General features: G+C 65.4%; 12 protein-coding genes, 1 tRNA gene and 1 pseudogene. 7 read left to right on the forward strand and 7 right to left on the reverse strand.

The features are described from left to right. Both ETD86_RS48935 and ETD86_RS48940 read right to left on the reverse strand, forming a co-directional pair. A partial coding sequence (locus ETD86_RS48935; RefSeq protein ID WP_246149423.1) for an AIM24 family protein occupies window positions 1-380 on the reverse strand: 380 nt, incomplete at its 3' end. Window positions 381-554: 174 nt separating this feature from the next. Further along, the gene (locus ETD86_RS48940) at window positions 555-953 is read right to left on the reverse strand and encodes a response regulator transcription factor (RefSeq protein WP_138673467.1); all 399 of its coding nucleotides are present in this window, start codon (window positions 951-953) and stop codon (window positions 555-557) included. Window positions 954-1,069: 116 nt separating this feature from the next. Between ETD86_RS48940 and ETD86_RS48945 the strand changes: the two genes are divergently transcribed. Beyond that, a tRNA-Arg gene (locus tag ETD86_RS48945) sits at window positions 1,070-1,141 on the forward strand. 242 nt (window positions 1,142-1,383) lie between these two features. Here ETD86_RS48945 and ETD86_RS48950 read toward each other — a convergent pair. Then, window positions 1,384-1,575, reverse strand: a pseudogene (locus ETD86_RS48950) (transposase); the annotation flags it as partial. A gap of 118 nt (window positions 1,576-1,693) precedes the next feature. Between ETD86_RS48950 and ETD86_RS48955 the strand changes: the two are divergent. Both ETD86_RS48955 and ETD86_RS48960 read left to right on the forward strand, forming a co-directional pair. Beyond that, complete coding sequence (locus ETD86_RS48955) at window positions 1,694-2,623, forward strand: tyrosine-type recombinase/integrase (protein WP_138673468.1); 930 nt, start codon at window positions 1,694-1,696, stop codon at window positions 2,621-2,623. Next, complete coding sequence (locus ETD86_RS48960; protein ID WP_138673469.1) at window positions 2,620-3,606, forward strand: tyrosine-type recombinase/integrase; 987 nt, start codon at window positions 2,620-2,622, stop codon at window positions 3,604-3,606. The genes ETD86_RS48955 and ETD86_RS48960 overlap by 4 nt, the downstream gene beginning before the upstream one ends. Here ETD86_RS48960 and ETD86_RS48965 read toward each other — a convergent pair whose 3' ends face one another. Then, window positions 3,607-4,098 (reverse strand): transposase, encoded by a 492-nt coding sequence (locus ETD86_RS48965; protein ID WP_211370806.1) that lies wholly within the window; start codon window positions 4,096-4,098, stop codon window positions 3,607-3,609. Between the two features lie 596 nt (window positions 4,099-4,694). Here ETD86_RS48965 and ETD86_RS48970 point away from each other — a divergent pair. Further along, on the forward strand, window positions 4,695-5,747 hold the full coding sequence (locus ETD86_RS48970; protein WP_138673470.1) for a hypothetical protein: 1,053 nt from the start codon (window positions 4,695-4,697) through the stop codon (window positions 5,745-5,747). 802 nt (window positions 5,748-6,549) lie between these two features. Here ETD86_RS48970 and ETD86_RS57640 read toward each other — a convergent pair. Both ETD86_RS57640 and ETD86_RS48975 read right to left on the reverse strand, forming a co-directional pair. After that, window positions 6,550-6,696: a hypothetical protein gene (locus ETD86_RS57640; protein ID WP_211370807.1), complete on the reverse strand. Its 147-nt coding sequence runs from the start codon at window positions 6,694-6,696 to the stop codon at window positions 6,550-6,552. A gap of 58 nt (window positions 6,697-6,754) precedes the next feature. Next, window positions 6,755-7,435, reverse strand: a complete 681-nt coding sequence (locus ETD86_RS48975) for a site-specific integrase (protein ID WP_138673471.1) — start codon at window positions 7,433-7,435, stop codon at window positions 6,755-6,757. 4 nt (window positions 7,436-7,439) lie between these two features. On the opposite strand from ETD86_RS48975, the gene ETD86_RS57645 reads away from it, so the two are divergent. Together ETD86_RS57645 and ETD86_RS48985 are read left to right on the forward strand one after the other, a co-directional pair. Beyond that, entirely contained in the window at window positions 7,440-7,670 is a 231-nt protein-coding gene (locus tag ETD86_RS57645; RefSeq protein ID WP_211370808.1) for a hypothetical protein, read from the forward strand. Window positions 7,671-7,830: 160 nt separating this feature from the next. Then, a complete protein-coding gene (locus ETD86_RS48985) occupies window positions 7,831-8,286 on the forward strand; it encodes a hypothetical protein (protein WP_211370809.1) in 456 nt (151 codons plus the stop codon). Window positions 8,287-8,298: 12 nt separating this feature from the next. On the opposite strand, the gene ETD86_RS48990 is transcribed toward ETD86_RS48985, so the two are convergent. After that, complete coding sequence (locus tag ETD86_RS48990; RefSeq protein ID WP_138673472.1) at window positions 8,299-9,240, reverse strand: tetratricopeptide repeat protein; 942 nt, start codon at window positions 9,238-9,240, stop codon at window positions 8,299-8,301. Between the two features lie 549 nt (window positions 9,241-9,789). Here ETD86_RS48990 and ETD86_RS48995 point away from each other — a divergent pair. Next, on the forward strand, window positions 9,790-10,269 hold the full coding sequence (locus ETD86_RS48995) for a hypothetical protein (RefSeq protein ID WP_138673473.1): 480 nt from the start codon (window positions 9,790-9,792) through the stop codon (window positions 10,267-10,269). Window positions 10,270-10,435 lie beyond the last annotated feature (166 nt).

The following is a 10,435-nucleotide window of genomic DNA, read 5'->3' on the forward strand; positions in this document are numbered from 1 at the left end:
ACCCCGGCCCCCTGGACCCGCTGAATGTCCCAGCTGAGCTGCGGCTGGAACGCCAGCAGATTCCGCCCGTTGACGGTCAGCCCTTCGTTCTCCAGGTAGAACAGGTGAATGTCGTCGGCGTTGTCGGCCAGGTAGAGCAGCCCCTCACCGCGGACCCGCATGAGCGAGGCGCCCTCACCGGTGACGGCCTTCTTGAACAACTTGCCGAGCCCGCCGGCGCCCTCGTAGTCGAAGTCCATCTGCCCTTGGAAGGCGACCATCGAGCCTTGCTTGGCGAGCACCTCGTGAGGCAACTGGACGCGCAACATCTTCTTGTTCTCCAGCACGAACCCGCCGGGCACCGGCTGGCCGTCAAGATTGCCGAAAATCGAGCTACGCACGTCTCAACCCTTCTCAACCCTTCGAACGGGAATGTTGCCGCCAGCGTACGGAAGAAGTGCTACACCCGCGCGCGTGCGTCGTTCGACCGAGCGCCCCAGCCCCGAGCCAACGCGAGCACCGCCCATCCCACCGTGCCCGTCCAACATCATCCCCAGGGCTTCACCCAGCCCCCTTCACCGTTGGTCCCTCACCTGGTCCCTCGCCGCCAGATCCCGCACAACCTCGATCAACTCCGCCGGATCAAACGGCTTGGTCAGATAGGCGTCAACCCCGATACCCCGGCCACGCCTCTTGTCGTCATCCTGCGCCCGCGCCGTGATCAACACGACCTTGATGTGACTGGTGTCCTCATCCGTACGCAACTTCTCCGCCGTAGTCCACCCATCCAGGTACGGCATCATCACATCCAGCGTGATGACATCAGGCATGACCTCCCTCACGCGATCAAGGCAGTCCTGCCCATCCGTAGCGGTGGCCACCTCGAACCCCTCCAGGTTCAGGTTGACTGCGATGAGCTGACGGATGACCTCGTCATCGTCCACGACCAGTACTTTGCCAAGAACCTCACTCACGGCCGCAAAGCTAACCTGTAGCGGGCCGGTCACGTGCGGCTTTCGCGGGATGTGTTCGGCGAGCGTTATCCGGTGCAGAGTGGTGCCTAGATGCTGATAGCCTTATCACGCATTGAGCCCCCTTAGCTCAGGGGATAGAGCACCGGCCTCCGGAGCCGGGTGCGTAGGTTCGAATCCTACAGGGGGCACTCACGACCGACCAGGGGAAACCCGGCAGCGACCTGCGGAAACGCGGGTCGTTTTGCGTTCAGGTGTGTGTCACCTCATGCCGCTCGTGGCCAGCGCATGCCGGTGATCGTGTGCCAATAGTGTGCCGGGCACACAACCGCTGACGCGTCAGCTCAGGCCGTACTCGACACGAGCGCGGCACGGCCGGTCAGTGGCTATCTTAGTGGGCGTTTGATCCTGCGAGTTCTGACTGGTTCGGATTTCAGGTGCTTCGCCAGGTTGGGGTGGATTCGCGGGTGAGACGGCGGGCCATGAGGTTGATCATGGCAATGTGGATCATGGCTTCGGAGCGGGCCGGCAGGGTCTCGTAGTCGCGTACCAGGCGGCGGTGGAGCATCAGCCAGCCGAAGGTGCGCTCGGCGACCCAGCGGCGTGGGAGCACGGTGAATCCCTTGGTGCGAGGCCGCACAGCTGCTACGCCACCACTCCGAGGAGACCACGGCGATCTATGCCAAAGTCGACCAGGCCGCGCTCGCCGCGGTCGTCCGGCCCTGGCCTACGGCAGGTGCGCGATGAACACGCTTCGCCAAGCGGCCGAGGAGTACCTGGCGATGCGTCGCGGGTTGGGCTACAAACTCCTGCAGGACGGCCGGCTGCTGGGGCAGTTCGTCAGCTTCGCCGAGGAGCACGGCCTGAACCATGTGACCGTCGAAGCGGCGCTGACCTGGGCGATGCTGCCCACGTCCGCTGATCCGTCCTGGTGGGCCAAGCGTCTTACGGTGGTACGGGTGTTCAGCCGCCATCTGGCCGCTCTGGACGAACGCACCGAGGTCCCGCCCGAAGACCTCCTGCCTCGCGGTCATGAGCGCTCGGCACCGCCCTTCCTCTACTCGCCGGAACAGATCATCGCTCTGATCACGGCGGCCGGGACGCTGGCCTCGCCCCTGCGGGCCGCGACCTTCACCGCGTTCGTCGGGCTGATGGCAGTCGCCGGACTGCGCACCGGCGAAGCGATGGCACTGGACCGCGACGAGGCCGATCTCACCAACGGTGTCTTGACCATCCGGGACACCAAGTTCGGCAAATCCCGGCTGGTCCCGCTGCATCACAGCACCATCGACCAGCTGCGGAACTACGCACTGCGGCGAGACGAGCTCTGTCCTCGCCCGCACACCCCGGCGTTCTTCCTCTCCGGAGCCGGAACCCGCCTCATCCACATCAACGCCAGCAAGACCTTCAACCAGCTCCTCACCGCTGCCGGCATCCAGGCGCCACCCGGAGCCCCCAAGCCACGGCTCTACGACCTGCGCCACACCTTCGCGGTCTCCACCCTGATCACCTGGTACTCCCAGGGTCGCGACGTGGCCCATCTGCTGCCCTCACTATCCACCTACATGGGGCACATCAGCCCGGCCACTACCTACTGGTATCTGCACGCCTGCCCCGAGCTCATCGCGGCCGCCGCCGGACGCCTGGACGACGCATGGAAGGAGCCGGCGTGACCAGCCTCGCCCCTATCCTGCAGGGCTTCTTCACCGAGCGCCTGGCCCAGCGCCGCTGCAGCCCGAACACCGTCACCGCTTACCGCGACACCTTCCGGCTGCTGCTGCTCCACGCCCAGCAGCAGCTCGGCCGCCCGCCCTCGGCCCTGGACCTCACCGACATCGACTCCACCTTCGTCGGCGGCTTCCTCGACCACCTCGAACACGAGCGCGGCAACAGCATCACCACCCGCAACGCCCGGCTGGCCGCAGTGCACTCCCTGTTCCGCTACGCCGCTCTCCGCTGCCCGGAACACGCCCTGCTCATCCAGCGCGTCCTGGCCATCCCGCACAAACGCCGCGACTCCACTCAGGTCTGTTTCCTCACCCGCCCTGAGACCGACGCGCTCCTGGCCGCCCCAGACCGCGCCACCCCGCTCGGCCGACGCGATCACCTGTTGCTGCTCATCGCGCTCCAAACCGGCCTGCGCGTCTCCGAACTCATCGCCCTGACCTGCGCCGACGCCGTCCTCGGGACAGGGGCTCACCTACGCTGCACCGGCAAAGGCCGCAAACAACGATGCACCCCGCTGACCAAACCCACCGCCCGGCTGCTCCAGCAATGGATCACTCACCGGCAAGCCACCCCCACCGACCCGCTGTTCCCCACCCGCACGGGACAGCACCTCAGCCGAGACGCCGTCGCCGACCTGCTCGCCAAGCACCTTCCCGCCGCCACCGCGACATGCCCCACCCTGGCCACCAAGAACGTCACCCCGCACACCCTGCGACATTCCGCCGCCATGGCCCTGCTCCAGGCCGGGATCGATACCGTCACCATCGCACTCTGGCTCGGACACGCCAACACCAAATCGACGGACATCTATCTCCACGCCGACCTGGCCCTCAAAGAACGAGCCCTCGCCCGCACCGCCCTCCACGAACCTCACTCGACCCGCTACAAACCCACCGACAGCCTGCTCGCCTTCCTCGAGAACCTGTAGTTATGACCGGGTTCTCGTCGGCGACGCTTCAGCTGGCCAAGAGCTTGAAAGTTCATCCCGCATAACCGGCCACCCCACATAATTGCCCGCGTCGTAGCCTTGGCTGTGGGCGGGGACGTTGGTGGAGGTTTTGATGCTTTGGGCGTCGATGACGCAGGCGCTCGGGTCGGGGTCGCGTCCTTCGCCGGTGCGTACTAATCGTCGGAGGAGGCCGCTGAGCTGGGAGAAGATGCCGTCGGTCTGCCAGTGGGCGAAGTAGCCGTAGACGGTCTGCCAGGGTGGGTACTCGTGCGGTAGGTAGCGCCAGGGGATGCCGGTACGGTCGACGTAGACGATGGCGTTCAGGATGGCGCGCAGATCGTGCTCGCAGGGACGCCCGATGTCCAGGCCTTTGCCGCGGCGCTCGGTGCGCCAGGCGCTCAGGACGGGTTCGACGAGTTCCCACCGGGCGTCGGACAGGTCGCTGGGGTAGGGGCGCTGCTGCTCGGCCATGCTTCCGGCGTACCTCATCTGCCATCGTCTGCCCAGCCCTCAGCGTCAACTTGCTGCTACGCATGGTGACGAGTTCGGCATTTTTGGATGAGACAGGATCTTCCAGGATGAGACCGGCGTTCTGCGGTCCGCTCATCGAATCCCGCCGTACCTATACCTCTCGAAAGCACGCAAACGAGGCACGCAATCGGACGGACATATTGGGCTAAGCATCACCTCAGAGGATCAAACGCCCACTTAGTGAGTGTTTGAGAAGGGTTGATTACGGTCGGCGTGTCCCGCGCGGGCAGACTGCCACACGCCAGCCGAAGCGAACGCTCAGCCAATCCATTTTGATCTTCTCAAACACTCACTAAACTCCGCAAGTCAAGCTACGGCGGCGGCGACGGAGCCAATGACGGCGCGGGCAAGTTGGCGGGCCGATGGCGTCCGGAAGGGGGGAAACCCGTTTCGACGTGTTAGAGCGGCGAACTGCGAACGGAGATCAATCCCGGACATCTTGCATAATTTAGGATCTATATACATGCACCTCAGAAACGGAATACCATCCGGCCGATACGATCTTATTGTGAAAGCGTACGGTTAACTGAGCCATCGTGAAGGTATCGGACTTAGGAAATGGTGGGGAGTTGCTGATTAACACAGCCCACCAGATGGCACTACGACCGGTAATCGCTAGATACGTCAACGGAGGTGTTCAATTGGCTTCCCAAAGTCCCACAACAAGCAAAAAAGATGCTGCGGTTGTAATTAATGTCGACCCGAGCCTCACAGCGGATCAACGGCAGTGTGTCGAGCAGTCGGTCGCGCAGATGATAGCGCGACATCGTGAAGCGATCGCCCGCTGGCAGGCGGCTGAGGCGCAGCGGTCCGAACCCTTGCGAGATGCCGAAGCAGCGCTGGTCAAACGTCTGAAAGACCATCCCGAAGCCGCGCTCGTGCTCGAGGCGCTACACACGACTTCCCGTCGTGTAGACGGCATGCCGACCGATTCGCGCTCTTCTCTCCACCAACAAACGCCTTCCTCGGGTTCGGTAACCATCGAGGTCCGTCAGGGGCTCGAACTCTTCGGAACGCCATTTGACTTCGACTGGAGCTGGCAGGACTCCGACAAGGGGAACTTCGCACCGAGGTCAGTGAGCCGTGAGACCGGGGTAGCGAAGATCACCGCCGAAATCAGCGACGTGGCAGGTGAATCTACCTGGATCACTGGTCACGCTGGTGTCGGTGTCTTCCTCACCACGGAAACAGAAGTCGCGGCCGTAGCCCGTGCGCTTCGCACATCAAAGGAAGCCGCCTACGTTAGCCACCACAACATCGGATCGAATGCCACCAGCGAAGGGGGAACAGAAATCACGGTGATGAAGGACGGCAGCTATCTCACCTCCGCCACGGACAAACGATGGCGTATACGTGTAGGTGGAAACGACTTCTATGATCAGCATAACACCGAAGAAGCCTTCGTGATAGGTGAACCGATTTCTGTCGCATGGCCCATGCTCCCGGGCAGCGGCTACACACTCAACCTCGGAGCCTGGGTTTACGCCGAAGCACATTCGGGGGTCCCGTATCCTTTTTTCTCGGACCACCCCGGAAAAGCTTATTCGGAGATCGAGGCAAACCTGCTACTCCTGAGTCTTCTCCGCTAGCCGATCTTCAATGGTGCCGGAGCGGGCCTTTGAGTGAGTGTTTGAGAAGATCAAATTGATTGGCTGAGCGCTCGCTTCGGCTGGCGTGTGGCAGTCTGCCCGCGCGGGACACGACGACCGTGATCAACCCTTCTCAAACACTCACTTAGAGATCCCCGTGATCATCCAAGAGTGTTCACAGCAGCTTTTCGCGCGAAGCGCGCCCTAGAAGACGCGCGCAGCGCCGTTCCGCCCTTCCCCCTTGACGGCGCCCCGCCGGGGACACCAGGGACAGCCTGTCCCCGGAGTGTCCCTCATGATCCGGGTGCGTTACCGCAGGTCAACCCGCGTTCGGGGACACCGGGGACAGCGGGGACACTTCTGTGAGGGACAGCCCGTCCCCGCCGGTGTCCCTGGAGTGCAAACGGCAGACATCAGCCGTTTGGCGCTCTACAGCCGCCTACAACGGCGTGCCGGGGACGCTGGTCGCGGTCGCGACTTGGATGTGCCAGCGATGGCCCCTAGAGCCACTTTTAGGGAGGTGCGCCGGTAGGCCGCTACCCGCGACCTGCGGGTATGTGCGCTGATCAGGTCCCGTTTTCAGGGTCGCGGCGCCGATCGCGCGTCCGCGACCGGTCGCGGACGCGACGCGACCGAGTCCAGCTCCCCGGCGGGGACAGCGCCGGGGACACCGGGGACACGCTGTCCCTGGAATGTCCCTCATGATCCGGGTGCGTTACCGCAGGTCAACCCGCGTTCGGGGACAGCGGGGACACTTCCGTAAGGGACAGCCGTCCCCCATGATGGCCAGAGTGTGCCACGATCAGCCGTCCAGCGCTCGGTCAACCATGCCGTGCCAGACGTGGTCATGGCCGTCTACACATTTGGCGTAGATCTTGAGCAGCACCTCTACCGAGTGGCCTGCCCATTCGGCTACTTGGGTGGCGGGCACCCCTGCGTTGAGCCGCATGGACACTCCCGCGTGCCGCAGGTCGTAGGGCCGCTTCGCCAGCGCCGAAGCGCCCTGCTCAGGGCTCAGCGCCAGCGAGCGTGCTATGCGCCAGGTACGGCAATAGCCTGACGCGTGCAACACGGCGCCGCGTTCGGTGCGGAACAGCCTGCCGTCCTCCGCGACGCCGTAAGCGGCGATGTGGGAACGCAGGATGGGCCACCAGCTCGGGAGGGATCGGGATTGGCCGCTTGGCCTTGCGTGGCCTGCCCTTGAGCCCGCGCGTCTCGCGCGTCTGTCCATCGTTGGTCCATTCCGTCCCCACGGTGGGCCTGGAGTCGCTGAGCATGAGCCGTCCCCAACCCGACTCGGGAAGGTCGCAGTCCTGTTTGCGGAGGGCGGTGACCTCACCGGGACGCATCATCGCGTAATACATGCAGGCGAAGAACGCGACCAGGCGGGGGCCGCGTCGCCATCCGGCGTAGCTGGCGGCCGTGAGAAGTTCGCGGACCTGAGCCGGTGACGCGACGGCCGCCGGGTCCACCTCCTCGCACGCCTCTTCCTCGGGAGCCTTCCAGTCCAGATCCGTGCTCAAGGGGTTGGCGGTGAGTCGCTTCCTGGACACGGCGTAGCGCAGCACGTTGAACAGCACGCGGCGGCGGCGGCTGAAATACGCAGGGGCCGCCGCGCTGCCGTCGAGCTTGCGCGCGCACGCCTCCAGCGCGGCCGTGATGCGGTCGTACTCGGTCAGGTCGGCCACGGGAATGGACGCCAAACCGTGGCGGCCCGCGCTGCTCGACTTCTACGAGAGCGTCGGCAGGCTGCTGCACGCGCTCGCCGTCCCCGAGCGAGCGCGCTTCGACGCGGCCGGCGCCCTGGTGAACTACGTCCTCGGCGTCGCCGCACAGAACGCCGCACGCAGAGGCCGGGGACGAGACCAGGAGACGGGCCGGGCGGACTTCCTGGCCGGCGTCGCCACCCTGCGCCGGACGTGAGATGAACGGACCGTCGTCGTTCCGGCACCACCGCGGCCGACACCGCTCTGCCGCCCGCCGAGGCTCACCGAGCGTCTCACCATTCAAACGCAGGGTTGATCATCAGGCAGATCCTCCCTAGGGTTCAAGGCCAACCAAGCCATCGCTTGCTGGAGGACTGTTGAAGACCCGTATTCTGAGCGGCGCGCTGGCCATCGCAACATTGAGTGGACTGCTGGTGGCAAGCCCGGCGCAGGCGAGGGACGGAGTGTCTTCCGGCCGCACGGAACGCCCGAGCGGCGGCAACGGGTACGCCCAGGTAACCGTCGACTTCGTCAGCCGGACGAAGGTCGTCTTTCGGAAATTCAAGGTGCGCGACCTCTGTCCCGGTGACAACCTTCCGGTGAAGGCCCGGATCGTATACAAACACACCACCGGAACCTGGCTCACACTCCCCTGGAAGAAGGACACCAACGGCTGCGCCGACAAGGGCACCAACTTCGGAAACTTCACCCTCTCCCGCTCCCAGTCCATATCGGCGGTCACCCTGGAGCTGTGCGTCTACAACAAAAAGTCTGACTTTTACTGCGTCAACACCACGATTCGCTACAACCAGTACGTACACCCGGGCCGCTGACGCTCAGGCAGGTCACAGCATGTTCCCGATCGGCCCGGGCATCTCGGGGACGGGCTGATCGAGCAGCTCGTCCACCTCCGCGCGGGTCAGGAGGCGCGCCTCCAGCAGAGTCGTGAAGCAGTCCCGCCAGATCCTGCGCGCCTCGGCGGGCCGGCCCAGCTCGTGCAAGGTCTGGCCGTACCACCAGGCGGCCACGGCATGGCCGATGCGATATCCGGCTTCGCGGAGGAGGGTCAGCGCGACCTGGAAGGTGTCGGCCGCCTCGGCGAGGCGTCCCTCGTGCATGTAGGCGCGGGCCAGGGTCTCGTGGGACGTGCCCTCCACGTGCAGGCTGCCGCTCCACTCCACGACGGCGATCTTCGCCTGGGCTATGGCCTCCTCGAACCGGTGCTGCCGGCAGAGCAGGTGTACGCCGTTGTTGTGGATGGTGCCTCGCGCGTAGGCGTCGCCCGTCTCCTCGGCGATCTCCGTGGCGCGGGCGAAGTTGATCCGGCCGAGGTCGAGCTGCCCCAGCAGGGTGTGGATGATGCCGAGGTTGTTGAAGGCGCCGATTCTCCGGTGCGGCAGACTTGCCCTGCCCCAGCACACGACGGCCTGTTTCAGCTGCTCGATCGCCTGCTCGTAACGCCCCTGGTCGCGGTAGGCCCAGCCGAGGAAGCTCGCCGCCTGCGCCTGGCCGGCCCAGTCTCCGCACCGCGCCGCCACCGCGATCGCGTTCAGGTGGACGTCGGCCAGGTGGGTGACCCAGCCGCGGTAGTTGAACGGCCGGTGCAGCCCCAGCGCCAGCCCGAGGGCGGTGTGCGGATCGGCGGACTCGGCCGCCCGGTGCGCCACGGCGAGCAGGTTGTCCCGCTCGGCCTCGGTCCACGCGTCGACCTCTCGCGCGCCGGCGAACTCGACCCCGGGCTGCTCCGCCGCGTAGTAGGGCTCCTGGCCTGGGAGTGCACGCGCCACGTGGCGGTGTTGGCCGAGGCCAGGTAGTGGTGCAGCCCGCGGCGGAGGGCGGCGTCGCCGTCCTGGCCGGGCAGTTCGCGGGCGGCCTGCTGGCGGGCGTACAGGCGGATGAGGTCGTGGAAGCGGTACCGGCCGGGTCCGGCGGGCTCCAGGAGCCGGACGCCGTGGAGCCGTTCGAGCGCCGCCTTGGCGCGTGCCTCGGGCCAGCCGGCCAGGGCGGCCGTGGCGGCGGGGGTGTGGGTGCGCGGGTGTTCTCGATGTTCTTACGCGCCAGGGGCAGGCCCAGGGCCAGGTACAGGTCGCGCGCTCGTGTGGGCCGGCCGGCGTTGGCCAGGGTGAGCAAAGTCTTGCGGGTGATCCGCAGGCGGGCGGTCAGCTCCTCGATCCGGGCTTGGGTCTGGTCGATCTGGCTGGTCAGTGCCTTCCGCCCAGCCCAGGACCCCTTCATACCTTCTGGTCAGCGCGCATGGTGGACATACCACCGATATACCGCACATCCCTAAATTGGCCCTTAGTCCGTAACCGAATCACCCCAGACGAGAGGGCATCATGCGAGCGACAGGCGTCCTACAGAAGACCGCGATCTTCGGAGCTTTGGGGGTGGCTTTGTCGATCATCCCTACGGCCGGCGTCTCGGCCTCGGCGACCTCCGCCTCGGGGCAGCGGGAGCTCAGTGACCGCTGCGAAGAGACCGCCTACGACGACTACTACGGGGACGTCAGGGTCTTCTACACGCCGGACGGCATAAATGACGATGTCGACGAGATCAAGTACTACCTGGGTGCCCGGGGCAACGCAAAGCTTGGAAAGAAGAGCAACGTGAGATTGAGGATCCGCGAGTCCCTGGCCGATCGGCCCGACAGGACGCTGTGGAGCTGGGAATCCGGAGACGACATCAAGCCGGGCTGGCACTCCAAGGACCCCTACCGGCAGGTGGAGTACAAGAAGAGGTGGCACGTCGACGTCAAGTTCATCTTTGATGTCACCGGCTACGACCCGAGGTGCACCGCCACCACCAACAAGGCCTGACGCCACGTGACGGGTATGCCGCGGGCGACGCGGCACACCCTCTCTCCCAGGAGCAGAATCTGTGATCCCCCGAGCTGTGCTCGCCCTGCTGGTGCTCCTGACCGGCTGCAGCACCGCGGCCGATCAGCCCGAGCCGGTGACCGAGCGCCCGCCGGCGATCGTGGCC

The organism is Nonomuraea turkmeniaca (assembly GCF_005889735.1).
GTDB classification, from domain to species: Bacteria; Actinomycetota; Actinomycetes; order Streptosporangiales; family Streptosporangiaceae; genus Nonomuraea; species Nonomuraea turkmeniaca.

Bases quoted from the DNA above. Each gene is read 5' to 3' on its own strand.
- ETD86_RS57645 (WP_211370808.1), top strand. From the start codon at position 7,440: ATGGACGCCAAACCGTGGCGGCCCGCGCTGCTCGACTTCTACGAGAGC.
- ETD86_RS48995 (WP_138673473.1), top strand. From the start codon at position 9,790: ATGCGAGCGACAGGCGTCCTACAGAAGACCGCGATCTTCGGAGCTTTG.
- ETD86_RS48955 (WP_138673468.1), top strand. From the start codon at position 1,694: ATGAACACGCTTCGCCAAGCGGCCGAGGAGTACCTGGCGATGCGTCGC.
- ETD86_RS48965 (WP_211370806.1), bottom strand. From the start codon at position 4,098: ATGGCCGAGCAGCAGCGCCCCTACCCCAGCGACCTGTCCGACGCCCGG.
- ETD86_RS57640 (WP_211370807.1), bottom strand. From the start codon at position 6,696: ATGCGGCTCAACGCAGGGGTGCCCGCCACCCAAGTAGCCGAATGGGCA.